This window comes from Mesorhizobium sp. M6A.T.Ce.TU.016.01.1.1 (assembly GCF_003997065.1).
In the GTDB taxonomy this organism is placed as follows: domain Bacteria; phylum Pseudomonadota; class Alphaproteobacteria; order Rhizobiales; family Rhizobiaceae; genus Mesorhizobium; species Mesorhizobium mediterraneum.
Map to the genome: position 1 here is coordinate 146,312 of NZ_RZTJ01000011.1, position 26,230 is coordinate 172,541.

At 62.8% G+C, this 26,230-nt stretch carries 22 protein-coding genes; 15 read left to right on the plus strand and 7 right to left on the minus strand.

The features are described 5' to 3' along the window. Positions 1 to 39 precede the first annotated feature (39 nt). The 5 genes from EOC94_RS20660 to dhaL (EOC94_RS20680) all read left to right on the plus strand — a co-directional run bounded on the left by EOC94_RS20660 (position 40) and on the right by dhaL (EOC94_RS20680) (position 5,472). A complete protein-coding gene (locus tag EOC94_RS20660) occupies positions 40 to 810 on the plus strand; it encodes an SDR family oxidoreductase (RefSeq protein ID WP_127293103.1) in 771 nt (256 codons plus the stop codon). A gap of 22 nt (positions 811 to 832) precedes the next feature. Further along, positions 833 to 1,825, plus strand: coding sequence for a dihydroxyacetone kinase subunit DhaK (locus tag EOC94_RS20665; protein ID WP_127293105.1), 993 nt, complete (start codon positions 833 to 835; stop codon positions 1,823 to 1,825). Positions 1,826 to 1,835: 10 nt separating this feature from the next. After that, a complete protein-coding gene (gene dhaL / locus EOC94_RS20670; RefSeq protein ID WP_127293107.1) occupies positions 1,836 to 2,498 on the plus strand; it encodes a dihydroxyacetone kinase subunit DhaL in 663 nt (220 codons plus the stop codon). A gap of 146 nt (positions 2,499 to 2,644) precedes the next feature. Next, positions 2,645 to 4,741 carry a bifunctional sugar-binding transcriptional regulator/dihydroxyacetone kinase subunit DhaK gene (locus tag EOC94_RS20675; protein WP_127293109.1) on the plus strand — a complete coding sequence of 699 codons (2,097 nt, stop codon included), beginning with the start codon at positions 2,645 to 2,647 and terminating at the stop codon, positions 4,739 to 4,741. A 53-nt stretch (positions 4,742 to 4,794) separates the two neighbouring features. After that, positions 4,795 to 5,472: a dihydroxyacetone kinase subunit DhaL gene (dhaL, locus tag EOC94_RS20680; RefSeq protein ID WP_127293111.1), complete on the plus strand. Its 678-nt coding sequence runs from the start codon at positions 4,795 to 4,797 to the stop codon at positions 5,470 to 5,472. A gap of 48 nt (positions 5,473 to 5,520) precedes the next feature. Here the strand turns inward: dhaL (EOC94_RS20680) and EOC94_RS20685 are convergent, their stop codons facing one another. Beyond that, positions 5,521 to 6,453 (minus strand): GntR family transcriptional regulator, encoded by a 933-nt coding sequence (locus EOC94_RS20685; protein ID WP_185928286.1) that lies wholly within the window; start codon positions 6,451 to 6,453, stop codon positions 5,521 to 5,523. Positions 6,454 to 6,589: 136 nt separating this feature from the next. Between EOC94_RS20685 and EOC94_RS20690 the strand changes: the two genes are divergently transcribed. Genes EOC94_RS20690 through EOC94_RS20710 form a run of 5 tightly spaced genes read left to right on the plus strand, consistent with a single transcriptional unit; the run spans position 6,590 to position 11,972 of the window. Further along, entirely contained in the window at positions 6,590 to 7,789 is a 1,200-nt protein-coding gene (locus EOC94_RS20690; RefSeq protein ID WP_127205003.1) for a C45 family peptidase, read from the plus strand. After that, a complete protein-coding gene (locus tag EOC94_RS20695) occupies positions 7,771 to 8,712 on the plus strand; it encodes an ABC transporter permease (RefSeq protein WP_095489116.1) in 942 nt (313 codons plus the stop codon). Before EOC94_RS20690 ends, EOC94_RS20695 begins: the two co-directional genes overlap by 19 nt. Further along, the gene (locus EOC94_RS20700; RefSeq protein WP_127205004.1) at positions 8,709 to 9,536 is read left to right on the plus strand and encodes an ABC transporter permease; all 828 of its coding nucleotides are present in this window, start codon (positions 8,709 to 8,711) and stop codon (positions 9,534 to 9,536) included. The genes EOC94_RS20695 and EOC94_RS20700 overlap by 4 nt, the downstream gene beginning before the upstream one ends. A gap of 11 nt (positions 9,537 to 9,547) precedes the next feature. Further along, positions 9,548 to 11,209 carry a dipeptide ABC transporter ATP-binding protein gene (locus EOC94_RS20705; RefSeq protein ID WP_127293115.1) on the plus strand — a complete coding sequence of 554 codons (1,662 nt, stop codon included), beginning with the start codon at positions 9,548 to 9,550 and terminating at the stop codon, positions 11,207 to 11,209. Positions 11,210 to 11,216: 7 nt separating this feature from the next. Next, positions 11,217 to 11,972 carry an MOSC domain-containing protein gene (locus EOC94_RS20710; protein WP_185928287.1) on the plus strand — a complete coding sequence of 252 codons (756 nt, stop codon included), beginning with the start codon at positions 11,217 to 11,219 and terminating at the stop codon, positions 11,970 to 11,972. A gap of 1,063 nt (positions 11,973 to 13,035) precedes the next feature. Here the strand turns inward: EOC94_RS20710 and EOC94_RS34610 are convergent. From EOC94_RS34610 to EOC94_RS20735, 3 genes are all read right to left on the minus strand, one after another. Then, positions 13,036 to 15,183: a hypothetical protein gene (locus EOC94_RS34610; RefSeq protein WP_245465613.1), complete on the minus strand. Its 2,148-nt coding sequence runs from the start codon at positions 15,181 to 15,183 to the stop codon at positions 13,036 to 13,038. Positions 15,184 to 15,506: 323 nt separating this feature from the next. Next, the gene (locus EOC94_RS20730; protein WP_127293121.1) at positions 15,507 to 17,093 is read right to left on the minus strand and encodes an ABC transporter substrate-binding protein; all 1,587 of its coding nucleotides are present in this window, start codon (positions 17,091 to 17,093) and stop codon (positions 15,507 to 15,509) included. A 31-nt stretch (positions 17,094 to 17,124) separates the two neighbouring features. Beyond that, a complete protein-coding gene (locus EOC94_RS20735; RefSeq protein ID WP_127293123.1) occupies positions 17,125 to 17,970 on the minus strand; it encodes an alpha/beta hydrolase in 846 nt (281 codons plus the stop codon). 347 nt (positions 17,971 to 18,317) lie between these two features. Between EOC94_RS20735 and EOC94_RS20740 the strand changes: the two genes are divergently transcribed. Further along, a complete protein-coding gene (locus tag EOC94_RS20740; RefSeq protein WP_095489110.1) occupies positions 18,318 to 19,016 on the plus strand; it encodes a GntR family transcriptional regulator in 699 nt (232 codons plus the stop codon). A 12-nt stretch (positions 19,017 to 19,028) separates the two neighbouring features. Here EOC94_RS20740 and EOC94_RS20745 read toward each other — a convergent pair whose 3' ends face one another. After that, a complete protein-coding gene (locus EOC94_RS20745; RefSeq protein WP_126105511.1) occupies positions 19,029 to 20,177 on the minus strand; it encodes a serine hydrolase in 1,149 nt (382 codons plus the stop codon). A gap of 352 nt (positions 20,178 to 20,529) precedes the next feature. Here EOC94_RS20745 and EOC94_RS20750 point away from each other — a divergent pair, with 352 nt between their 5' ends. The 4 genes from EOC94_RS20750 to EOC94_RS20765 all read left to right on the plus strand — a co-directional run bounded on the left by EOC94_RS20750 (position 20,530) and on the right by EOC94_RS20765 (position 24,434). Continuing rightward, on the plus strand, positions 20,530 to 21,885 hold the full coding sequence (locus EOC94_RS20750; protein WP_127293125.1) for a glutamine synthetase family protein: 1,356 nt from the start codon (positions 20,530 to 20,532) through the stop codon (positions 21,883 to 21,885). Positions 21,886 to 22,077: 192 nt separating this feature from the next. Next, positions 22,078 to 22,581 (plus strand): hypothetical protein, encoded by a 504-nt coding sequence (locus tag EOC94_RS20755; protein ID WP_126105509.1) that lies wholly within the window; start codon positions 22,078 to 22,080, stop codon positions 22,579 to 22,581. A 266-nt stretch (positions 22,582 to 22,847) separates the two neighbouring features. Continuing rightward, positions 22,848 to 23,666 (plus strand): aldo/keto reductase, encoded by an 819-nt coding sequence (locus tag EOC94_RS20760; protein ID WP_348627397.1) that lies wholly within the window; start codon positions 22,848 to 22,850, stop codon positions 23,664 to 23,666. 102 nt (positions 23,667 to 23,768) lie between these two features. After that, entirely contained in the window at positions 23,769 to 24,434 is a 666-nt protein-coding gene (locus tag EOC94_RS20765) for a DUF6064 family protein (protein WP_127293127.1), read from the plus strand. 29 nt (positions 24,435 to 24,463) lie between these two features. Here EOC94_RS20765 and EOC94_RS20770 read toward each other — a convergent pair whose 3' ends face one another. Both EOC94_RS20770 and EOC94_RS20775 read right to left on the minus strand, forming a co-directional pair. Further along, positions 24,464 to 25,105 carry a ThuA domain-containing protein gene (locus EOC94_RS20770; protein ID WP_127293129.1) on the minus strand — a complete coding sequence of 214 codons (642 nt, stop codon included), beginning with the start codon at positions 25,103 to 25,105 and terminating at the stop codon, positions 24,464 to 24,466. Between the two features lie 155 nt (positions 25,106 to 25,260). After that, on the minus strand, positions 25,261 to 26,175 hold the full coding sequence (locus EOC94_RS20775) for a TIM barrel protein (protein WP_127293131.1): 915 nt from the start codon (positions 26,173 to 26,175) through the stop codon (positions 25,261 to 25,263). Positions 26,176 to 26,230: the final 55 nt, after the last annotated feature.

Consider the following 26,230-nt stretch of genomic DNA (forward strand, 5'->3'; position numbering starts at 1 on the left):
CTTGCCCGCCCCACTTTCCAACAAGCCGGGAAGAGCACCATGACGGATTCAATACAGGTTGATCTCAATTTTTCGCTGGGCGGCAAGGTCGCTCTGGTCACCGGCGGCGCCTCCGGCATCGGCAGCGCCATAGCGTCGGCGTTTGCCGCGAAGGGCGCTGTCGTCGGGGTGATCGATATCAATGAATCGGTTGCGAGATCGAAGGCCGACGAACTCGGCAACGGCGCGAAATCCTTCGTCTGCGACGTGTCGGATCCGCAATCGGTGGAAGCCGTGTTTGCTGCGGCGCAAGCCGCCTTCGGCCATATCGACATCGTCGTCAACAGCGCCGGCGTCGCCCTGCTCGCTCCCGCCGAGGACCTCAGCCTCGATGCCTGGGAAAGGACCATCGATATCAATCTCAAGGGAACGTTCCTTGTTTCCCAGGCCGCCGGACGCGTCCTGATCAAAGCCGGCAAGGGCGGCAAGATCATCAACATGGCCTCGCAGGCCGGCACTGTCGCGATCGACCAGCACGTCGCCTATTGCGCTTCGAAATTCGGCGTCATCGGCCTGTCCAAGACACTGGCCGCCGAATGGGGCAAGCACGGCATCACGGTCAACACGATCTCGCCGACGGTGGTGCTGACCGACCTCGGCAGAAAGGCCTGGGACGGGCCGCGCGGGGAGGCGCTGAAGCAACGCATTCCGACCGGCCGCTTTGCCTTCCCGGAAGAGATAGCCGCCGCGGCGGTGTTCCTGGCATCGAACGGCGCCGACATGATCAATGGCGCCGACCTTCTGGTCGATGGCGGCTACACCATTGTCTGACCGGCGCAGGATTGGAGCAACAATGCAGCGGTTCATCAACAATCCCGACGAGGTCGTCGAAGACACCGTCAAGGGCTTCGTCAAGGCGCATGCCGACATCGTCAGGCTCGGCAGCAACCCGCGCGTCATCGCAGCCCGCCATGCGCCGGTCAGCGGCAAGGTCGGCGTGATCACCGGTGGCGGCTCCGGCCATGAGCCTGCCTTCATCGGCTACACCGGCCGCAACATGCTGGACGCGGTCGCGGTCGGCGAGCTCTTCTCGTCGCCGACGGCAAAGAGCTTCCTTGACGCCGCAAGGGAGGCGAATGGCGGCAAGGGTGTCGTTTGCCTCTACGGCAATTATGCCGGCGACAACATGAATGTGAAGATGGCCGTCAAGCTCGCGGCCAAGGAGGACATTACGATCGCAACCGTCGTCGCCAACGACGATGTATGCTCGGCCGGACCGGATGAGCGTGAGAAGCGCCGAGGCGTCGCCGGCGAGATCTTCATGTGGAAATGCGCCGGCGCCAAGGCCCAGCAAGGTGCCAGCCTCGAGGACGTGCAGGCAACGGCGCAGCGGGCGATCGACAATTGCCGCTCCGTCGGCGTTGGCCTTGGCCCTTGCACGCTGCCTGCCGTGGGGCATCCCAACTTCCTGATCGAGCCGGGCACGATGGAAGTCGGCATCGGTCATCATGGTGAGCCGGGCGTAAGGGTCGAGCCGCTGAAGTCCGCGGTCGAAATAGCGCAGCAGATGGTCAGGATCGTGCTGGATGATCACGATCTTGCGGCCGGAACCGAAGTTGCGGTTCTTGTGTCCGGCCTCGGCGCAACGCCGGTCAACGAGCTCTACATCCTCCACGATACGATCGAGCAGGAAATCACCGGACGCGGGTTAGCCATCTACAAGACCTACATCGGCAACTATTTCACCTCGCTGGAAATGGTCGGCGCCACACTCACGGTCATGGCGCTCGACGCCGAGCTGAAAAGGCTGCTGGACGTGGATGTCGATTGTCCCGCAAGGCTTTAGGAGCAGGCGAATGCAGCAGTTTGACAACGCTTCCGCTGGCGACATCGTTCTTTCGATCGCCGATCGGATCATCGAAAACCGGGCCTATTTGAGCGAGATCGACGGCAAGATCGGTGACGGCGACCACGGCGTCAACATGGCCAAGGGCTTCGGCATGGCTGCGGAGCGGATCAGGGGCAACGACATGTCGCTGGCCACCGCCTTTGATACGCTGGGCACGGTGCTGATGACCGAGATCGGCGGCTCCATGGGGCCGCTCTATGGCGTCATGTTCACGCAATTCGCCGAAACGATCGAGAAATCTCCATCCATCGATGCCCGGACTTTCAGCGCCATGCTCACCAGTGGTCTCGACGGCATCCAGGCGATCGGATCGGCCAAGGTTGGCGACAAGACGCTTCTCGATACGCTCGTGCCGGCGATCGAAGCGTTCGACGGCGCCAACGCCGACGGCAAGCCGTTCCCGGAAGCTCTGGATGGGCTCGTCGTCGCAGCCGAAAAAGGCCGTGACGCCACAAAGGATCTGGTTGCAAGGATTGGCCGCGCCAGCCGCCTGGGCGAACGCTCGCTCGGCGTGCTCGACGCCGGCGCCACATCCTGTGCATTGATCCTGAAAGCCCTGGCGTTCGGTGCCAAGGAGAAGCTGCAGCAGTCCACGACTGCGAGTGATTGAGCTACGAATACGCTCCTCCCGAGCGCTGGCCTCCGGCTGATTTTACAGCCGGAAGCCAGGTTAACGCCTGATCGAACCAAGATTGTGAGTTCTTCCGTTTGCGCTCATCTTGAGGATCGATTCTGGATTCGGGGAAACCAGGCAGCATGACAGTCAAGACATCATCGGCGCGGAAGAACGGAACGGTGCGGACAGGACTCGAGGCTGGCGCCGAACCCATTCCCTTGCGCTATGGTGACGATCCCTATGTCTGGGCCTGTTGGCTTTACTACGAAGACCACATGACGCAAGGCGATATCGCCGAAATCATGGGCATTTCGCGGGCGACAGTGAACAGCTACCTAGCCGATGCCCGCGCCCGCGGCATCGTCAACATTTCCCTCGAGCCATCACGGCTGAGTTCGCTCTCGATCGCACAGGAACTCAAACGGCATTTCGGGCTGCATGACTGCCTCGTCGTGCCGAGCGACGACAATGCGCGTCCGCTGATCGATCGTCTCGGCACCGCGGCCGCGCAGGCTCTGACCAAGCTTCTGAAATCCGGCGACACGGTGGCCGTTGCCTGGGGGCGAACCGTGTTGGCGATTGGCGAGCAGGCCTCCGTGCCCGGCCTTCAGGACGTCACTGTCGTGCAGGCGACTGGCGGCACGCGAGCAAGTTTTGCCTATACTCCGGAACTCTGCGCGGCCGCCATCGCCAATGCCGTCAATGGCAAGCTGATCAACATCACCGCGCCGGCTATCGTTTCCAATGCGGAAGTCCGCCACATTCTTCTGCGCGAGCCGCTGATCGAAAGTCAGTTCGCAGCGCTTTCTAAAGCCAACAAAGCGCTATTCGGCATCGCCTCGCTGCGTCCGAATTCAACGATCCACACCAGCGGTTTTTTCGAATCGGTTTCGGTGCAGCAATATCTCGCCAAAGATGCCGTGGGCGTCCTCGCCGGACGCTTCATCGACGGGCGGGGCAACCCGGTAGCCGGCCCGCTCGACGACCGGACGATCGGAATATCGCTCGATATGCTCAGGGCTATCGGCCTGCGGATCGCGGTCGCCGGTGGTTTCGACAAGGTGCCGGCGATCCTTGCCGCGCTCCGCGGCGGCTACGTCAACGTGCTCATCACCGACGCTGCCACGGGCCGCGGCATTCTGAATGCCGATGGCGTGACGGAGCTCGATCAAAAGCTTTCCCAACGCCCGAAGATCGATAGCTCGGTGGCCCTGCCCAGCAACTTCCGAACCCACATCAAGAAGTTCCTGAACGACCCTGACGATGTCGTCGAGGAGATGCTTGACGGCGTGGTGAAAGCGCATGGCGCCTATATCGAGCCGATCAAAGGCTCGCATCGCGCCCTCGTTGCCCGCACGGGGCCGCGACCTGGCAAGGTGGGGCTTGTGATCGGCGGCGGCACCGGGCACGAGCCCTGCTTTCTCGGCTATGTCGGCAAGGGTCTCGCCGATGCCGTGGCTGTCGGCAATATCTTTTCATCGCCGCCTCCCGGCCCGATCTTTCAGTGCGCCAGGGCGGCATCCGGCGGCGAAGGCGTGCTCTTCGTCTATGGCAACTACGCCGGCGATGTCATGAACTTCGAGATGGCGGCCGAGATGGCGGCGGAAAACGACATCGAGGTCCGAACGGTCGTGACGACCGACGATATCGCCTCTTCGCCGCTGGAGGACAGGGAAGGCCGCCGCGGCGTTGCCGGCAACTTCTTCATGTTCAAGATCGCCGGCGCCGCCTGCGATCGCGGCCTGTCGCTCGATGCCTGCGAAGCGGCGACACGCAAGGCCAATTCGAGGACATTCACGATGGGCGTCGCATTGGAGCCCTGCTCCCTCCCGCAGACCCGCCGCCACAATTTCGAGATCGGCCCCGATGACATTGAGATCGGCATGGGCATCCACGGCGAACGCGGCGTCATCCGCGAAAAAATGATGAGCGCCGACGAGATCACCGACCGGGTGATGGACCGTATCTTTTCCGAAATGAAGCCGGCATCGGGCGACCGTGTCGCGGTGCTGATCAATTCATTCGGGGCAACGCCGCTGATGGAACTCTACATTTTGTTCAGGCGCGTCGAGCAGCGGCTGAGCGCCAAGGACATCAAGATAGAGGCGAACTGGGTGGGACATTATTGCACCTCGCTCGACATGGTCGGTGCGTCCATATCGATCCTGCACCTCGACAATGAGTTGACGGAGCTATTGCACCATCCTTGCGATACCGCTGTCCTGCGGGTCGGCTGAGGATACAGGATACGCGCCTGTGGCCGCATCCTGCTGGAACCGGGAGGAACATGATGTCCGAAAACGCGGCGCAATGCCTGAGCAGGATGTTTTATCGCATATCCATCGCGATCGAGGCGGGAAAGGACCATCTCTCGGATCTCGATGGCGCCATTGGCGATGCCGACCATGGCATTACCATGTCTCTCGGCTTCATGGCTGTGAACGCTGAGCTGGCCAAGCTCGATCTCGACCATATGCTGCCGTCAGAGGTTTTCACGGCTGCCGCGTCCGCCTTTCTCGATGCCGTCGGTGCTTCCACCGGGCCGCTTTATGCGACCGCGTTCCGCAGAGCGGCGCAAGCCCTCAAACAGGACGAATGCCTTTCACCTTCAGGCCAGGCGGCGATCATCGAGGCCATGACGACCGGCATTCGAGAGCGCGGCAAGGGGCAGCGCGGCGACAAGACCATGCTCGACGCCTGGATTCCAGCAACCGAAGCTGCGGTCAGCGCACAGGCGCGCGCCGCCGGCAGCCGGGAGATGTGGAACGGCATCCTGGCGGCCGCGGAAGCCGGCGCGAATTCGACACGGTCCATGGTCGCTGCCCGTGGCCGGGCGGCACGGCTCGGGGAGCGGTCCCTGGGGCACATCGACCCAGGCGCGGCCTCGGCCGTCATTATCCTGCGCGCAATGAAAGACACCTTTTCTGACAGCGCACCAGGAATGATCAGCAGTAGTGGAACGGACTGATCAGGCTCGAACCTGACCAGCCCAAATAGCGGCCGGAATCGCTGCCCGTCAGATAGAGCGCTGCGGCGCAGCGAACTCGGAGGCCTGCCGTAGATGCTGGCGCAGCAGCGCCTCGGCCCATTCGATCTCGCCCGCCTCGACGGCATCGAGAATGGCGAGGTGTTCCCGGCAGGACTGCTCGATGCGTTCCGCCGGCAGTTCCTCGAAACCCGCCGATTCCTGCAACCGGCGCAGATTGTTCTGCTGACGCACCGCATCGGCCAGGAACCGGTTGCCGGAACAGGCCGCAAGTCCTTCATGAAATGACGCGTTGATCCGGAACCATTCATCGCCGCCGATCAGCGTCTTGCCTGTCGACACGATCGCCAGGATGCGCTCGTGTGCGCGGCGGACCGGCGCCAGTTGCTGGGGGTCTGCATTGAACATGGGCGACCGCAGCGCCGCGCATTCAACAGCCATCCGGAATTCATAGCTTTCCCGGTAGGCATCCTCGCCGACAAGCGTGTCGGCGAAACGCCAGCCGTGCCCCGGCAGGCGCTGCACCAGGCCTTCGGCGGCAAAGCGAAGCAAAAGCTTGCGCACGATGCCGCGTGATGCCTGATAGCGCGGCATCAGTTCCGCCTCGGACACCTCCTGGGGCAGTTGGTCGAGCGCGCGTTCCCGCATCATCCTGCGGTAAAGCTCCTCGAGCGGAGAACTGGGCAGTATATCCTCCGGGTCGAGATCGGCGACATCGCGCGCCAATTGCAGCCCCCTCGTCTCGAAGGGACTTAAGATGCCCTGGGCGACCAGCAGTTCCAGCGCTGCGCTGACGGGAGAACGCGAAACGCCGAACGTGCGGGCAAGGTCCGGCACCGAGACGCGGGTTCCAACCGTCCAGCCCGAATCCCTGATCCGCTCCAGGATCCGCCGCGCCAGATCTATCTGCAGCGGGCTGGCCGCCTCACTGCGTGGCTGCCGGTCGATGATCGTTTCGTTCATATGCACTTCCTCAGGCATTCGCATTATAGATATGCGCCACGCAGTTCGAACTGGCAATCTATCGAATTTTTCTGCTTTTCATTCAATCAAAATGCATTACTATCCGGACTCATACGAGTTTGAGGCTTTCCTTTTGATGACAACAGTCACACCATTTCCGCTTGTCGAAATCGCAGGAGCGCCGAAAGCGCGCGGCACGGCCTACGGCGAACAGGCGCGCGGGCGCATCGGCGCTTCGGTGGCGCTCTACGCTGCGCAGCTCGACCGTTTCGGCTTCAGGCGGGACGATGTCGGGCGGTTCTCCGGCATCTTCCTGCCTCGCCTTCGGCAATGGGCGCCCGACCTCGTCGAGGAAATGGAAGGGATCGCGTCAGGCGCCAATGTCGATCTGTCCTCGATCGTCCTGGTCAATGCGCGCACCGAAATCCTGCAGCTTGCCCGGCGCGAGAAAGGCATTTCCGACGACGAGCCCGACGGTTGCACGGGCGCGGCGATCCTGCCGGAAGCAACCCGGAACGGCAGGCTCATCCATGGCCAGAACTGGGACTGGAGGGCCGAATGCGCCGAGACATCGGTGGTGTTGCGCATCCGGCGAACGGACGGGCCGGACCTCCTCACCTTCACCGAAGCCGGCGGACTGGCGCGCAGCGGCTTCAACGCGGCCGGCATCGGCATCACCGCGAACTATCTCGAATCCGACCGTGACTATCGCGAGATCGGCATTCCGCTTCCCTTCATCCGCCGCCGGGCCCTCGAGGCGCAGCATTTCTCCCACGCCATCAAGGTGGTGGCGACGACGCCGAAATCCGGCTCCAACAACATGATCCTGAGCACCGCCGAGGGGTTCACGGTCGATCTCGAATGCGCGCCGGACGAGGTGTTTGCGATCTATCCGGACAAGGACATGATCGTCCATGCCAATCACTGGCAAAGCCCGGTCGCGCTGTCCAAGCTGCGTGAGACCGGACTTCGCGATGTGCCGGACAGTCTCTATCGTGACCATCGCGTGCGCCGGCATTTGTCGGCGCGGCATGGCGACATCACGATCGACGATGTGAAGGAAGCCCTGTTCGACGATTTCGCTTCGCCGTTCAGCGTGTGCCGTCCAGTGGTCAGGAAAGAAGGCGGCAATCTCTCGGCGACAGTCGCGATGATCGTCTTCGAACCAGCCACCGGCGTCATGGAGATCGCTCCGATGCCGGCTGAAAACCGCGAGTTCACCAGCTACGAGCTCACCATGGACGATGCGGTCCTCGCAAGGGCGGAGAAGGCAGTGCCGGCACGGGAGACATCTTCGATATCAGCACAGGAGAAACGATGGTCCGCTTTGTCCTGACCCGCATCGCCAGCGCCATACCGACACTTATCCTGGTGTCGGTTGCGGTCTTCGTGATGATGCGCTTCATCCCGGGCGATCCCGCGACCTTGATGCTGGGAGACCTCGCACAGCCCGGACAGGTCGAGGCGATGCGGCATCAGATGGGGCTCGACCAGCCCGTGGTGGTGCAATACCTGATCTGGATCGGCAATGTCCTTTCAGGCGATTTCGGGCGCTCGATCGGCAGCGGGCAAGAAGTGCTGCCGCTGATCCTCGACCGTTTCGCCGTCTCCTCGATCATCGTTTTTCTTGCTGTGCTTGTCGCCTCGGCGATCGCCGTGCCCGCCGGCATGCTGGCCGCCTGGAAGCAGGACAGTCTGCGCGATATCGCCGTCGTCGCCACCTCGACCATCCTGCTCTCGATCCCCAGTTTCTGGCTGGGGCTGATGCTCATGCTGATCTTCGGCCTCTATCTCGGCTGGTTGCCGATCGTCGGCTATGTGCCGTTCAGCCGCGACTTCGCGCAAGCCGCTCTGTATGTGATCCTGCCCGTGGTCACCCTGGTGCTCGTCGAGTCCGGCCCGATTGCGCGCATGGCCAGGGCCAGCACGATCGAGGTGGCGCGCCTGGAATACATCACCCATGCGCGGGCAAAGGGGCTTTCGGAAAGCGCGGTGATGTGGCGCCACGCATTCAAGAATGCCTTCGCGCCCACCTGGACCCTGATCGGGCTCGTGCTCGGCAGCCTGCTATCCAGCATCGTCGTCATCGAGACCGTCTTCACCATTCCCGGCCTCGGCCGGCTGCTGGTCGACGCCATCTATGCCCGCGACTATCCCGTCGTTCAGGGAACGATGCTGTTCGTCGCCTTCATCTATGTCGCGGTCAATCTTCTCGTCGACCTCGTCTATCCGCTGCTCGATCCGAGGGTTACCGCATGATCGCCCGTGCTCTCGGCCGGCCCGGTCTGAAATTCAACGCGATCTTCGGGATCATCGTCACCGGAACATTGATCCTTCTAGCCGTGTTCGGTCCGTGGATCGCTCCCTACGATCCGCTCAAGCTCGATCTGCCGTCGCGCCTCAGCGGGCCCTCGTCTCTGCATCTGCTCGGCGCCGACGAATTCGGACGCGACGTGCTCAGCCGCCTCGCCAGCGGCGCGCGTACCAGCGCCTGGATCGCTTTTGCAACTGTTATATTCGCATTGATCACCGGCACCGTGTTCGGCGTTCTCGCAGGTTTCCTGCGGGGCTGGGTCGATCGCATCATCATGATGGTCAACGATGCCTTCCTCGCCTTCCCAGGCCTGCTCCTGGCGCTTGGCCTGATGGCGGTGATCGGTGCCAGCCGCGAAGGCATCATCCTTGCGCTCGGCCTTGCCTATATGCCGATCGTGGTGCGCGTGGTGCGGGCTTCCGTAATGTCCATTCGCGAGCGGGAATATGTCGAGGCCTCGCGCGTGATGGGCAACAGCGAGATCATCACCATGGCGCGGCACGTGCTGCCCAACTGTGTCGCCCCGATCATCGTGCTCGCCACCACCATGTTCGGCTGGATCATCCTGTCGGAGAGCGCGCTGAGCTTTCTGGGACTGGGCGTCCCGCCTCCGGCGCCGAGCTGGGGCAACATGCTGTCGACGGCACGGCCCTATATCGGCCAGGCGCCGCATTTGATCATCCTGCCAGGTCTCTGCATCTCGATCACGCTGCTCGGCATCAACATGCTGGGCGACGCGGTGCGCGACTGGCTCGACCCGAAAATGTAGGTGCTGGAAACATGCTCGTGCCGACCGGGGACAAGAACACGATGCTTTCAGTGCGCAACCTGTCGATCTCGGTCGGGCCATCGGGAAAGCGGATCGTCGACGAGCTGAATTTCGATCTCGCGCCCGGTGACATGCTGGCGCTGGTCGGCGAATCCGGTTCGGGCAAGACGATGGCAGCCCGCTCGATCCTCAACCTGCTCCCTGCCCCGCTGGTCACGACCCCGGACAGTAGCATCCGCTTCGGCGGGCAGGAACTCACCAGCCTTGCCCCAAAGGCGCTGCGCCAGATACGCGGTGCGCAGATCGGCATGGTTTTTCAGGAGCCGATGGTCTCGCTCAATCCCGCTGTCACCGTCGGCGAGCAGATGGCGGAAGGGCTTCGCCTGCATCGCGACATGTCGCGCGCCGAGATAAAGGACCGCTCGCTGGCAATGCTGGAGAGAATCCAGATCAAGGATCCCGGCAAATGCCTTGCCGCCTATCCGCACGAATTCTCGGGCGGCATGCGCCAGCGCATCATGCTCGCATCGGTCATGCTGCTCAAACCGCGCCTGCTGATTGCCGACGAGCCGACCACCGCGCTCGACACGCTGGTGCAGCGCGACGTGCTTGACCTCATGGTGGAGCTGACGCGGGAGAATGGAACCGCCGTCCTGCTGATCAGCCACGACCTCGGCATGGTGTCGCACTATGTGAACAACGTGACGGTGATGTGCGAAGGCAAGGCGGTCGAACAGGGAAGCAGCACCCAGGTTCTTCACGCACCGCAACACGATTACACGAGGCGGTTGGTCGATGCGCTTCCCAAACGCAGCGCCGGCGGATCGAGAAGAGCCATCAACGGCCCGCCCCTGGTCGAGATCAGCAATGTCGTCATCGACTATCCGGGCCGTCCCAGGCTGTTTGCACGCGCGGAACCGAAGCGCGCCGTCGATGGCGTCGACCTGATCATCCGGCGTGGCGAAACCCTGGCACTGGTCGGTGCGTCGGGCTCCGGCAAGACGACGCTCGGCCGCGCCATTGTCGGCCTCGTCAAGCCGTCCGGAGGAACGATCTCGTATCTTGGAACCGCGATTGCGAATGGACGATCGGCTGACGCGCGACTGCAGCGTCGCGACATGCAGATCGTTTTCCAGGACCCCTATTCCTCACTTGACCCTCGCCAGTCCATTGCGGAGATCGTCACCGAGCCATTGAAGCTCGACACCGAATTGGACCGCAAGCGGCGGACCGCGCGCATGGATGAGGTCATCGAGGAGGTGGGGCTGGCGCGCGACCTTCTCACGCGTTTCCCGCATCAGCTGTCGGGCGGCCAGCGCCAGCGCGTCGCGATTGCGCGGGCGATCGTCAGGCGACCAGCCTTCGTCGTCGCCGACGAGCCGGTTTCGGCGTTGGACATGACGGTGCAGAAACAGATCCTGCTGCTGATCCGGTCGTTGCAGGAACGCTACGGTTTCGCCTGCCTCTTCGTCTCGCATGATCTGGGTGCGGTCGAGCAGGTTGCCGACCGGGTCGCCGTCATGCAGGACGGAAAGATTGTCGAGCTCGGCGACCGCGACGACGTCTTCGACCGGCCGCGCCACGCCTATACGCGCGCCCTCCTCGATGCGGCGATGCTTATCGACCGCCGTTTCGCCGATGGCGCGGGCGCCCGCAAGGCCGTGGCGCAATGAAGGCGATATGGCTCGTCTCCGCACCATGACACCGTTCGGCCATATCAAGGAAATCTGGCGATATCCCGTCAGTTCGATGGGCGGCGAACGGCTGGACGGGGCGGAGCTTGCGGAAGGCGGGATTCCGGGCGACCGGATCTGGGGCATCGTCGATCGGCGCGACGGAATTGTTGCCGCGCCGGAGAAGCGAAAGCATTGGCGGCCGCTGCCCAACCTTCTTGCAAGGCTGAAGGGCGACCGGCCGGAAATCGGATTGGACGATGGCTCCTGGATCGATGCCGGCTCCAGCCGCGCAGGCGAGCTGGTTTCGGCCTTCCTCGATTTCCCGGCGGCGCTGCACCCGCACGTCCCCTTCGGCTCGGAGGCCCAGGATCATATCGCGCCACGCTATCAGCGCGCCGACATCCACATCGTCACGTCAGCCTCGATGGACAGGCTCGCCGGCCTGCTTGCGGATCCCTCGCAAGTGGATTCCAGGCGGTTCCGGCCCAACATCGTGATCGAGACCAACGCTTCGCAGGACGGTTTTGTCGAGCAGCAGATCATCGGAAAAGTGCTTTCGATCGGCGAGGCGCGGATCATGATTTCGGAATCCTGCGCGCGCTGCACCTTCACGGCGCTGGCGCAAGGCGATCTCGCTTTCGAGCCGGCAGTGCTGCAAACCATAGCGCGCCACGGCGAAGGCGGCTTCGGCGCGCTCTGCCAGGTCATGCAGCCGGGCAAAGTCAGGCTGGGCGACCGGGTCACCTTGAACGAAGCCTGATCTTTATCCAGCTTTCGGTGTTGGACGGCGGCACGTTGCGGCGGCTGATGGGTGAGATGGGCCGTAAGTTTGATGGCGGCTATGCGGAGTATGCGTTGTTTGCCGAACTCGCTGCTGATGCCGGCCACTACGCACCGCGTCCTTGATACACCGGATTCATCCCCTAGTTTAGCTCCGTGGGCGCCTTAGTCGCGAGTTTGCCTGAGGGCGGCGGCGGTCGCTCCGTCCTGACTGCATGCCGCGGAAAGACGGTTCGACCGACGCACTTTATGGAGGTGGTCGTGCGTCAATCCCCTGAATCCAGCTGGGCATATTTCGCATTCGTTTGCTCGATCGCGGTAGCTTGCGTAGGAGCTGCTGCCGGCGGCGAGCGCGGCGGAGGCAATAGCGCTGGCAACCATGGTGGCGGAGGCAATAGCGCTGGCAGCCATCACGGTGAAGGCCGCAAAGGCGGCGCGCACAAAGGACCTGGCGGCGTTCCTAGCTCCAGCAGTAGTTCACCGGTGGACGACGATGGGACCAGCACAACTGCAACGGCGGCAATGACGGCAACTCCGGCAGCCACTGCCGTCAGTGTCGCCCGGTCCGCAGGGGCCGGACGGTCGCTCGACCTCCCGGCCAACCTCCAGCCTCTCAGCGCCAGCAACAGTCCATCGACGGTCAGTCCAATCAAGGCGCTGCCGGGCGTCCCTGATGAAGTCGTTCGCGCCTGCGATGATGCAATCGAGTCGGCCGCCGCCCCGTTTGGCGCGACCAGTGTGCGCGTCAGCAGCGCAGGTTCCATACGTCGGTTGAGCCCGGATACGATCTCGGCTCCCGTTGAGGTAAGCATCGACTATGGACGGCAAGGCAACGTGGAGACGCGGCAGGCGCCGATCAAATGCGAATTGAACGCGACAGGCAGGGTGATCGGGCTGACATAGCGTATCGCGCAGAACTCCCCGCCGACGAGAGCAGGATGAATTCGAAGGGTGATCCATCCGCGGCGTCGTGAGAGGGTGCGAGGCAACGCCTCCCAAAGGCCCTGGGCCTTCGATAGGAGGACGCACATTCGTTTTGGAAATCACTCCAAGGTCACGTGTCTTGGCCTGAGGGAATAGGGAAGTGTGAGAGAACGCACCCGGGCAATCCGCGACGGGTTGCGAACCTTGCTGCGTGCAGTCTTCTGGCTGACAGCCTTCAACCCGCCGGCAGCGGCTGCTGCGCGGCCAGCGCGCGGCTTCAGCGGCCGCTCAATCTGCGCGCTGCGGCGCTCAGCCCTGAGCCTGTCATTGTCCGCGCGCGCCGCGGCCAGGTCGCGGGCAAGAGAAACAGTGGCTTCACGTTGCTTGTCCAGAGCCTCCTTCAGCCTGGCGACCTGTATCAAAAGTGCTCGGGCGGCAGCGCGTTCGAGGCGAACCTTATCGAGATCCTCATGGGTCGAGACTGCCGCAGCGCGCTCTCGCGCCAGCGCTTGCGCCGTCTCGGTTGCAGTCTGCTCGGCACGCTCTCTCGCTGAGACTGCTCTGGCTCGTTCCTGTTCGGCCGCGACGCCCTCGAGGCGAGCTTTTTCCAGCTCGTCACGCGTCGACGCTGCTGCAGCACGTTCTCGTGTCAGAGCCTGTGCCGTCTCGGTTGCAGTCTGCTCGGCACGCTCTCTCGCTGACACCGCTCTGGCTCGTTCCTGTGCAGACGCGTCGCGCTCAAGGCGAACTTTTTTTAGCTCCTCACGAATCGACGCTGCTGCAGCGCGTTCTCGAGCCAGCGCGCCCTCCGTCTGGGCCGCGGTCTGCTCCACTCGTTCTCTCGCTGTGACTGCACCGGTCCGTTCCTGCTCAGCCGCGTCCGCGCGCTCCTTGAGCGCGGCATTGGACAGTTTCACTTCGGCGAGATCGCCACCAAGGTTCTCTGACTTCCGGCGTTCGTCGTCGAGCATTCCGCTCGCTTGCGCCAGCGAAGCCTTGGCCTTGGCGCGATTCTCGGCCGCCTCGGCCTCAAGCTGTTCAATTTTCGCCCGCGCTCGCGACAGATCGCGCGCCCGCCATTCGGCTCGCTGACGCTCCAGATGAGCAGCGGGCATCTCCGTAAAGACATAGTTGGTGGCCTCGCGCAGCATTGTGCGGGCATCTCCCGCTATGCGCCGCAATGCGTCAAGTGTGCGGGCTGCCGCGAGCTCGTTGCGCAATCGCTCCTCGTGCGCGTTGTCGGAGGCTGCGATGCTTGTCCTCAGCGCATCGATCTGCTTGCGCGACTCGAGGAGTGCTCCCTGTAGAGCAGCGCTCCTGGCGCGTTCGCTTTCCGCCACCCGGTGCTCCGGGCCGCCCAATTCCCCTGCAGCGGCTGCCTGACCACCGGCTGCCCCGACTTGCAGCCGGGCAGCCGTGAGATCCGGGCTGAGCAAGTCGACACTCGTGCCTTGGGCCCGCGAAATGGCGGGGGCGCTTTCGACCCAGTTTTGTCTCGTCATCGCATAGCTAAGCGGCACGGCCAGACAGATTGCGGCGACGCCCAAGCGGGGCACAAGACCGATTGGCTTGCCAACGCGAGGAGGGGTGGCCGTTACGATGGTCGGCTCGGGATCCAGGCTGAACCCTCCCCTTTGAGCTGTGACATTCAAACCGCGATGCGCCGGATTGGCCAACTGAGCAACTTTGCGCGGCGAAACCTTATGACCCAATTGGTCCCATGCTGACCCGCAAATTCGCTCCCCACGTTCCGCCGCGGCGAGTTGTGTCGGCATACGGCTCAGGGCCCTCAATACTGGACTACTTACGTTGGCAAGATTAGCAGCCACCTGCCTACGAACATAGCCAGCGATTTCTCTGACCGATGTCGCAAGGCGGCCGGATTGCGGCATGTTCGTCGCGGAAGCGAAAGCGTTGGTCTGGGCCACAGACGAGCTCTCGTAAGCTTCGGAGATCACGTCGAAATACTCGATTCGCACCCCGAACCGAAGGTAAGTGGCATCGTGATGCCGATCATCCAGGTCTGCCGTGTCTGAGGGCACGGCAACCTGAGAAGAAGAAGCAGGCTCGGTTGCAAGGTCGACCGGGCTTTCCCAATCCCAAGATGCCTCCTCGGGGGGATCAGATTCGCCTTCGCTCTCATCTGATGTGAGGCGACGGATACGCCGGAGCATAAGATAGAGGCCCACCGAGGCAAGTGTTGCTATCCCGCCCAGGATAACGAGATCTGCGTTGTTTGCGTAAATTTCGGCAAGATGATTTGGCATTGCCGTGCCTGTGGGCGGTCCGCTTGAGCTTTAAGTTAGGTCACAAAGCTAGGTCACAGACCTCCACGGTCAACCGTCACCTCATGCTAAACGTCAGTAGCACTTCGGCCACGCACAACGGCCATTGCTGCTCGGATCGCTGTCGAACGACCGCCCCTGGCGCAAACGAGCAGTCGGAGAGCTGGTGAGCTTAGATCTCCTTCCAACCCTGAGCGGGCTAATGGGCCCGAACCAAGCGGCAGGTTTTCACCACCAGGTAGCTCAAACGAAAGATCGGAGGCCACACGCCTCCGACCTTTCGAGCGACAGAGAACCGCCAGCTCCTATTCGCTTTTCCAGACACCCCATGCGCGGGGGTTTGCCGCGGGCCATACTGAATAGCCCTTCACTGTCGGCAACACGGCGTCGACGGATGGCTCGTAATAGAGGCCAAGGATCGGCACATCCTTTGCCATGAGCGCATGGAGCTGCTTGAACAGCGCTTTGCGTTGCGATGGGTCCGTCGTGGCCATCGACTTCGTGTAGAGGTCGAGGGCCTCTTTGCTGTCCCACTGCGCTGTCGGGTCGGTCGCCTTGTCGCCGAGGATGACGCCATACATCAGCGACGGATCGAGACGCGCCGAATAGCCGAAGGACTGGATCTGGAACTTGCCGGCAAGGTAATTGTCGAGCTGTGCCGCCCAATCCAGCACTTCGAGCTGCGCATTGAAGCCCGCGGCCGTCAGCATCGCCTGCAGCAGCACCGCGTTCTCATACATGCCCTGGTAGCGGGTGTTGGTCTGGATCTTGATCGGCTCGCCCTTATAGCCGGCCTCGTCCAGCAGTGCCTTGGCCTTGACCGGGTCGTATTCCGGCCATTTGAGGAAATCACCGTCGAAGAATGAGCTCGCCTGGGCGACGGCAGAGGGGTCACCGGCAGCGACACCGTTGGTGCGAGCGGCGGCGATCTGGCTGATGTCGGCGGCATGCGCCAGCGCCTCGCGTATCTTGACGTTCGACAGCAGCGGATCCTTGGTCTGCAGCAGGATCGCCGTCCACGACAGGCCTTGCGTCGACAGCACCGTCATGCCCCGCGACTTGGCTTCCTCGACACGCGACGATTCAAGATCGGGCAGAACGTCGAGCTCGCCGGCAAACAGCGCGGTCTCCGCCGCTGCCGTGTCGGGAATGACCATGAAGCGCACCTCGTCGACATAGGCCTCACGGCTGCCGGCAAAACCGCTCGGCGCCTCCTTCACCGGCTTGTAGTCGGCAAAGCGTTCGAGCGTGACATACTGGCCCTTGACCCATTCCTTCAGCTTGAAGGGGCCGCTGCCGATGGCGGAATCGGCGATCCACTTGCCGTCGGCGCCGACATTCTTCGGGCTGGCGACCCAGCCATTGCACTGGACATTGGCGAGCTGCGCGAGAAAGAGCGCATTCGGCGCGTTGAGCGTGAAGACAACGGTGCGTGGATCAGGCGTCGCCACCTCATCGACCTTGAGCCCCTGGCTGCCGTCGAAGAACGGAATGCAGAACCACTCGTTAGCCGCGTCCATGCGGCGGTCCCAGTTCCATTTGACGTCAGATGAGGTCACGGCGTCGCCATTGTGGAAAACCGCGCCGTCGCGCAGCGTGAAGGCATAGGTCTTGCCGTCGTCCGACACTTTCCAGGATTCGGCCAGTGCCGGGCCGACCGTGAGATCGGCGCGGTAGGCCACCAGCGTCTCGAATATCTGGTGCAGCACCGTGTCGGTGTTCGCGTCCCGGTTAAGACCGTCGGTGGCGCGAATGTCGGCGTTGATACGGACCTTGAGCGTGCCGCCGGTTTTTGGCTGCTCCTGCGCCATCGCCGGCAGCGCACACGCCATCACGGCGATTGCCGCCAGCACCCGGATCAATCGTCTTCCCATTCCCGATCTTGTTCCCATTTTTATCTCCAGTTTTGTTGACTGCAGTTTTTCAGACGGGCGCGGCATTCAATGTCCGCGCAAAGAAGTCCTTGACCTTGGCGATGAGCTCGCGGTCGTCGTGGGTGATGCCGGGCACGACGTCCAGCTGCACCTCGACGCCGTGTCTCTCCAGGCTGCCCTTCAACGACCTGATCCGGTCGTTGCGGGTGGCGCCGGCGAGATCTGCGCCGGGCATCCACCAGGCATCGTCCGGCTTGATGGTGATCTCCCAGGTTTCGAGATCGTCACCGCCGATCACCATCTGCACGGCGACCTTGCGCATGGCGTCGAGGTCGACCTTCTTGCCGAACACTTTCTCGAAGTCGCGCACCCCGACCCAGAAATCCTGATCGAAGTCGAGCAGGGTCACAACGCCTGGCGCGCCGATCGATGCAGCCAGCAGGCGTTCGGGATGGAGGAACAGGAAACGATGGGTGAAATGGCCGCCGCCGGAGAAGCCGTACATCAGCACCCGGTCGCCGCGGATGCGGTAGCGCTCCCGCATTTCCTCGACCATGTCGAGCATCACGGCATCGTAGTGGAGGTCGCCCTCGCGCAGCATCTTGTAAGAGGAAAGGTCGCCCGGAAAACAGATATTAGCCGGGAAGAGCGGGGCGAGCACGATCACGCCGTTCTGCTCGGCGAAGTCGGCAAAGGCATCGCGGTAGGCGAGCATGCCGCGTTCGGTGCCATGCACGATCACCGCCAGCGGATAGGTCTTGTCGCCGTCCTCGTCATAGTCGTCGGGCACATAGGCGCAATAGGGGAAGCGCTGATCGAAGCGGGAGGCGTACACCGTCGTGTGGCCGAAATCGTAATAGGACAGGCGCTTGCCATGTCCGCTGACGTTGCGCATCGAATTTTCCCCAGTCTCAATTTTATTGTTTCATCATTTTGTGTGACTGAAAAGCATTTATTTATCTGAGACGCCGGGAAAGTACGCATTTTACATCGCGTAACGCCGAGCGCTCCTGGAGCAGGCATGAGCTGTTGTCCGGCCGGCTTTGTGTCGGCGCGGCATTTGCTGGGCGCAACCCGGAAGGCGGCGACGACGCGGCTTGCAGCGCTGCGGTTGCAGCGTCTATCATGTGCTTGAAAAATCGCTGACTTCGGCCTTCATGCCGCGTTCGGCCAGCCATCATTTCTAGCGGCAGATGTAGCCAGCTGCGTAGATTTCAGAACGAATGAAGTAGCGCACCGCCAATGGCCGATAAAACGCTTTTCGGGTTGACCGCCGTCGACACCGTGCCCCTGCATGAGAAAGTCTATCTCGAACTCGTCAGGGCATTGATGTCGGGCCAGTTTGCGCCCGGCCAGAAGCTGACCTCGCGCAAGCTCGCCAAGGAACTGGGCACCAGCGACATGCCGGTGCGCAGCGCCTTCATGCGGCTGCAGGCGTTGCGTGCGCTGAGCCCGATGCCGAACGGCAGCATGGAGGTGCCGGTCATCTCGGCCGAAAGGTTCTCGCAGCTGACCGAGGTGCGAACGATCCTCGAAGGCTCCGCGACCGAGCTTGCCGCAAAGCTGATCAATGGCAACAATCTGCGAGCGATCCGTCGCCACTGCACGGAGCTGACCTTGGCAGCCCGCAAGGGCGACATCGACGATTACCTGCGCAAGAACTACAACTTCAAGTTCTCGATCTATCGCCACTGCGGCAATGAGCAGATGATCTTCCTGATCGAGACGGTGTGGATGCAGGTCGGTCCGTTTCTCAGGAACCTGACCACCGGTTTCGAGGACAATCTCGCCGCCATTCTCGACATCGATTACCACGAGGAAGCCGTCGCCGCGATCGAAGTCCAGGACGGGCCGCGCGCGCGTGCCGCCATCGTGCGCGACATAAACGACGGCGCGACGCATCTTTTGCAGCACGTCAAGTTTCCGGAAACCCGTAACTGACTATCGAGGCCGTCACGAGGCGGCGGAAACTGCCTTCATCACCGCGACGACCGTCTGATCCATCCGGTCGTTGACCGGGTCGGGTTCCGAGGACTGCCTGACAATGACGGTTTGCGTCGCCGGATCGATCCAGAGCCACTGGCCATGGATGCCCAAGGCGGCGAGCGCACCCGTGCCGGTGTCGTACCAATAATTGCGGTAGCTTCCGCCCGGATAGGCATAGCCCTGGTCGCCGGCGGCCCAGATGGCGCGGTCGCCGCCGGCCCAGAGGCTGGCAACCCAGTCTGCCGGAACGATGCCGCGGCCACCGGTGCGAACCAGCTCACCGACGCGGGCGAGATCGCGCGCGGTCATCGAGATGCCGCCCGAGGCGCGCGGATTGCCGGCCCGATCGACGGTTATCTGCGCATCGGAATGGGCGCCCATCGGCTGCCACAGGAGCCGGCTCAGCAATTCGGCGAAGCGCTCGCCCGATGCCTGCTCGAGGATGATGGCCGCCATGTCGACATTGGGTGACCGGTAGGCGTGCCGCGTGCCGTGCGGATGTGCGGCCTTCGGCAAGGTGCACAGGAAAGTCTTGAGATCGGGCGCGGGATCGTCCGCCTTGTCCGGATTCCACAGCATCGCCCGCCTGTAGCGATCGAAAGCGCCGTCTCTGCTCAGGTAGGCTTCGTCGAAATCGATGCTGATCTGCATGTTGAGGAGATCGCGTAACGTGGCGTCGCCATAGGCCGATCCAGCGGCTTCGGGCAGGTGCTTTGCCAAGCGGTCGTCCAGCGAGAGCATCCCTTGGCCGATCAGGATTCCCGCCAGAAGGCCGGTGATGGATTTGGACACCGAAAACACCAGATGCGGCTTTGCCGGATCGCTTGTCGGGGCATGCCACTCGGCCACGAGATTTCCGCCGCGCATCACCGCGAAATTGTCGGTGTCGCTTTCAAGCAGGAAATCCGGCAATGGACGCGGCTTGCCGGCAACGTCGGCAACCACAAGGTCGGACAGCCGCCCAAGGTCGAGTGTCGGCGTTTCCGGCTGGCGCGCGCTGCGGATCGTGGCGGACGGCACCAGTTCCGCCGCGTTCTGGAACGACCAGGCCGAATAGGGCCTTGTCCTCCAGTTCGACAGGTCGATCTCCGCGCGGTGCGACGGCGTATTTGTCATTTGGCTCATCCCTCTGACTGCTGCGTGGCGGCGAACGGTGTCTTCGCAACCGCCCGCTCCTGTTCTTTCATGTCCCGGCGCGAAGGGCGGCTCGGCCTATTCCCGCTCCTTGCCGAGCCGCCAATAGCCCGGCTCAAATGCCGCTTGGCTTTCCCCAACCTTACCACTATATTGCGATCGCAAATCGCGCAATTGGTCCTGAAATGCCACCCGATATCCCAGCTAGTGAATTGAAAAAATAAGCAAAATCCTCTGGTGACAGCCAGAGCGGTTTTCATAAACTCACAAGCTATCTATAAGAGATATCGTAACCGATCAGGGCCGCGGCACCTTTCGGAACCAGGGGTTGAAATTGGGCGATGCAATCACGGACGTTCTGAATTGGCTTGAAAGCAGGGACGACATCCACAGCCTGAGGGCTGCGGTGTGCGACCTCAACGGCATCATGCGCGGCAAGCGCATACCCGTCGAGCAGGCACGCAAGGCGCTGGAGGGCAAGCTGCGCATGCCTTATTCGCTGGTTGGGCTCGACATCTGGGGCGAGGATATCGAGAACAACACGCTGGTTTTCGGCAACGGCGACGCCGACGGCCTTTGCCAGTGGACGGGACGCGGCATCGTGCCGGTGAACTGGACGGCACATCCGACAGCACTCGTTCCGCTCTGGCTTGCCGATGAGAACGGCGCGCCGTTTCTCGGTGATCCGCGGCGGGCGCTGGCTCGTGTCCTCGACCGCTACAAGGCTCTGGGCCTGACCCCGGTCACTGCCACGGAACTGGAATTCTATCTGGTCGACCCGCAATCGCAGCGGCCTATCGGGCCTGTCTCGCCGGTAACCGGTCGCCGTCTCGATTCCGATGCGGCCCTGTCGATCGACGAGATTGACGACTTCGAAGCCTTCATCCACGACGTCTGCGACGCCTGCCGCATGCAAGGCATTCCCGTCGACACCGCGATCGCCGAAAACGGTGTCGGCCAGTTCGAGATCAATCTGAACCATGTCGCGGACGCCTTGCGCGCCGCCGACGATGCCGTGCTGTTCAAGCGCACCGTCAAGGGCATCGCCCGTAAGCACGGCTTTGCCGCCTGCTTCATGGCCAAGCCCTATGGTGACCGTGCCGGCAACGGTTTTCACGTCCATTTCAGCCTGACCGACGCCGAAGGCCGCAACGTCTTCGACAACGGCAGCGACCAGGGGTCGGACATCATGCGCCATGCCGTCGGCGGTCTGCTCGCCGCCATGGCCGAAAGCACGCTGGTTTTTGCACCGCACTTCAATTCCTACCGCAGGCTGCGTCCTGGATCCTATGCGCCGAACGCGGTTGCCTGGGGCTACGAGAACCGCATGATCGCGATCCGAATCCCCGGCGGGCCAGCGAGCGCACGCCGGATCGAACATCGCGTCGCCGGCGCGGACGCCAACCCTTACCTCGTGCTTGCGGCTATCCTGGGCGCCGCACTCATCGGCATCGAAAGGCAATTGTCGCCTGGCGATCCGACGGGCAGAGACGGGCAAGGACGTCAGCCGGCGAAGCTGCCGCCTGACTGGGCCTCGGCGATCGCCAGCTTCGAGAGCGGGGCGCATATTGCGGAGATGTTTCCGGCCATCCTGCGCGACTCCTTCATCGCCTGCAAACGGCAGGAGCTGAATACGTTCGCGCTCAATGTCAGCGACTTCGAGCTCGAGACCTATCTCGAAAGCGTTTGATCGGCAGGGCGCGCTGGCGACCGCCCAACGTCGAAGATGCTCAGGCGACGCCGCGACCGCCGGCAGCAGATTCCGTCAGTGCAGCCACTGCGCTGAGCGGCACGTCAACGACATCGTGAAGTTGTGCAGGTTGACTCGATTGTCTGCTTGCCTAACTAGGGTCTCGGGTCGGCGCAATTCATCACAGTCGGTATGATATTTTCCAGCATCCGAAAGCCTGTCCTTCTTGTTCTCTTGGCCGGCAGTTCTATCGTGTCCTCCTGCGTCGCCCCTGACGACACGTCGACCATCGCGAAGGAAGATGCAACGACAGCGGCAGCCCGCAAAGAGATGATCGGTCTCAGCGAGGCTGATGTTCGAATGTGCGCCGGCTTTCCGAGTGCCACCGCTGATGCGGGCGGATCAGGTCAGATCTGGACCTATCAGCGTACCGTTCAACGCGGCAATCTCAACGTCGTGATTCCAACCTTGGCGGTGGGTGCGATCCCGACGGTTGGAGGATCCCTCAATGTCAATCCTGGCGGCTATTGCAACACACAACTTCGAATGGTCGATGGCCGTGTTGCCGAGGTTGCCTACGCCGGCGACAACAATACGCCGAACAACCGCGATGCGCTCTGCGTCAGCACGGTAGACGCCTGCGTGGCCTATGCCCGCCAGCACCGTCAGGTCAGGACAGGGGCTACCTCCAGGTAATCGGGCTGGTTGCAGAGCGAGTGACAAACTTACAGCGGTTGGGCGGTTCTATCAAAAGCTGAACCGCTCTTGAGATCGGCCGGCTCCCCGCCGATCGCCCCCAGATCGGCCTTGCGAAGGCCGGTCGCCCGGAACCATTTTTGTGGTCGGGAGTATAGGGATGGCAGATGATGATCATCACCCGCAGGACATTCGTGAAGACTGCCGCCGCTTCCGGAGCGGCCTTCGTGTTGCCGGGAACCGCGCCCGGCGCGCCTGCGCCGCTGATGCGGGCTGTGCCCTCCTCGGGAGAGATGCTTCCCGCAGTTGGGCTGGGCACCTGGATCACCTTCAATGTCGGCGACGATCCGGTGCTGCGCGACGAATGCGCCGAGGTGATCGCGGCCTTCTTCGAGGCAGGCGGCCGCATGATCGATTCCTCGCCGATGTACGGCTCCTCGCAGCCGGTGATCGGCTATGGCCTCGAGAAGCTCGGCCGGCCCAAGGCGCTGTTTTCCGCCGAGAAGGTCTGGACCTCCTCCGCCGCCGACGGAGCCGCGCAGATCGAGCAGTCGCGTCGCTTCTGGGGCGTGCCGCACTTCGACCTCGTGCAGGTCCATAACCTCGTCGGCTGGGAGGCGCATCTCGAAACCCTGTTCGCCATGAAGGCGGACGGGCGCATCCGCTATGTCGGCATCACGACGTCCGAAGGACGGCGGCACGACCTGTTCGAACAAATCATGCGCGCGCATCGGCTCGACTTCGTGCAGCTCACCTACAACGTCGTCGACCGTGAGGCGGAGGAACGGCTCCTACCGCTGGCCGCCGAGCGCGGCATGGCCGTCATCGTCAACCGGCCGTTTCAGCAAGGCGCGCTGACGCGCCAGCTCGAAGGCGAGACGCTGCCGGACTGGGCGGCCGAGATCGGCGCCGGATCCTGGGCGCAGTTCATCTTGAAGTTCATCCTTGCGCATCCCTCCGTCACCGTCGCCATCCCCGCCACGACCCGCGTCGACCATGTGCGCGAGAACGTGACGGCCGCGACCGGTCCCCTCCCCGACGCGGCCATGCGCGAGCGGATGGCGGCCTACATCCGGGACCTCTAAGCAGGCATTCGTGGGCTGGCCCACGAATGCCTGCTTAGTTTCTGTTGTTTGTCGCAAGTTCTTGTCGCAAAACCGTGGGACACTTTTGCGGGACCTGCTTAGATGTCGGAATGGTGGACCTACCGGCTGGAAGATTTCCTGCTCTTCTCGCCGCGCGTCTACTGGCGCATGTTCGAGTTGCACAATGCAGCCTTCTGGCCGCTGCATCTCCTGACACTCGCCGCCGGCCTTGCCATTGCCCTGCTCGTGCTGCGGCGGCCGCGTCGCCATGGTCTCTGGATCGCACTCATCCTTGCCGCGCTCTTTGCCCTCGTCGGCTGGTCCTTCCTGTGGAGCCGCTATGCCGTGATCAACTGGGCGATCGCCTATGTCGCGCCGGCCTTCGGCCTGCAGGCGCTGCTGCTGGTAATCGGCGGTGCCGCACGCGGCAGCCTCGCCTTCGACAGGCGGGACATGACGGGTCGGCTCGGGCTGCTGATCATGGCCGTTGGCATCGTTGTCTATCCGCTCCTGCCGCCGCTCTTCGGGCGGCCATGGGCGAGCGCCGAAATCTTCGGCATCGCGCCGGACCCGACGGCGATCGCGGCGCTCGGCGTCCTGCTTGCAGCGAGCGGCGGGCCTGTGCCGCTGCTGTTTCCGATACCGCTGCTGTGGCTGCTGCTCAGCGGCCTGACGCTCCATGCCATGGGCGATCCGCAAGCCTGGCTGCCGCTTCTGGCAGCGGCCACCGCTGTCGCTGCCTTGGCCCTGCGCCGCATTGCCCGATGAAACGACGGTGCGTGCTCCGGCAAGCGCTCTCAGCGCGCCGCCCACACCAGGCCGCGACGAAATATCGTTCGCATCTGCGGCACCGCGAACTCCTTGGCGGCATGGCCGAGCGCCGAATAGAACACCCTTCCCTTGCCGTGCCGGCGCTTCCAGACGACCGGCATGACCACGCCTTCGATCCAGGATGCGTGCTCGCCGGAGAAGGTGGTTGTCGCCAGCACCTCGTTCGACGGATCCACATGCATGTAGTACTGCTCCGAGCGGTACGAAAAATCACCGATGCCGTTCATGATGGGATCGTCGCGCCTGGTGATGTCGATCCGGTAGTCGATGATGTTGCCCGGGTGGGCCACCCACTGGCCGCCGCACATGAACTGGTATTCCGTGGCTTCGCGAAATGCATCGCACATGCCGCCATGATAGCCGCCAAGGCCGACACCGCCCTCGACTGCTTTTGTCAGGTTGAGCTCCTCGTTCTTCGCAAGCTTGGCCATTGTGTAGATCGGGACGATCAGGCTCAGATCGGCGATCGCGGGATCGGCGAATATCTCGGTCGTGGTTTCGACGCGCACGCCAAATCCCTCCTCTTCGAGCATCGCCTTGACGACGCGCGCACCCTCTTCCGGCTCGTGTCCGTCCCAGCCGCCCCACACGATCAGCGCTTGCCGCATATCTTCTCCATCAGTTGGTTGCGTCGCCAATACGAACCTTAAGCGGCAGTGCGGCCGGCCGATCCGGCCGGCTGCTCCTCAATTCGAACTATGCCAACGATACCCAGACAGTCTCGACCGTTGCAATGTCCTTCAGGCCAAAATCAAATGGCCTGTCATTCGGCAGCCATGGAACTGCGCGTGCCGTTCAGCGCCATTAGGCGTTTCGCACGTTCGAGGCTGGCTGGCTGCTCGCTGCGGTAGCGTTCGCCGATCTCCATCATCAGCACCGTTCCCGGCAGGAACGCCAGCTCGCTGAAAATCTCCTCCCAGGCGATGTCGCCCCAGCCGAGCGGCATGTGCAGGTCGCCGAGGCCCAGCGCCGTCGCTTCCTGCAGAAAGTAGGGCTTGTAAAAACCCTGTGGGCGGCCGAAGGAATCGTGGACATGCAGATGCCCGGCCACTGGCGCCATGGCGCGGATCTGCTCGCGGAAGTTCAGTCCGCGATAGGTCGCTTCGAGATAGGCATGACTGAAGTCGATCAGCGCGACCAGATTGGGATGGTTGACGGCCTTGACGGTCTCGGCCACCTCCGCTGGCGTCTGCCGGTATTGCCCCCGTTCCGCGGTGAAGATGTTCTCCAGCGCGATGCGTACGCCGTAAGGCTTGGCGAATTCCGCCAGTTCGGACAGAGCCTCGCGCTCGCGCCGGTCCGCATCCGCGCGCAAGAGAGGCTGGTCGGCGCGCAGGAAACCGCCATGCTGGACGAGGATACGGGCGCCGATCCGGTCGCAGATCTCGACCAGCGCCTTGGCAGCCTGCAGCTGGTACCTGCAGGTCGCGGGGTCCATGAAGTTGGAGGAGACGAGGCCATGAACCGTGTAGCGGAAGGAAAACTTGGCCGTCAACGCGACGAGCCTGTCCGCCCTCTCCTTGATGATGCGGCCGCCCGCGATGAGATCGATGCTGGTGAGCGCAAGCTCGACGGTGTCGACGCCGATATTTTCGAGCCGGCGAAGATCGGCTTCGAGGCTATCCAGCTCGCCGTCGCGAGACTGCGCGTTGAAGCCGGTTGCGATAAGATTGCTCATTTGCTTTGTCTCCAGGTGGGGCCAGATTGGCATTGTCGTTATGCGGCCGATCGGC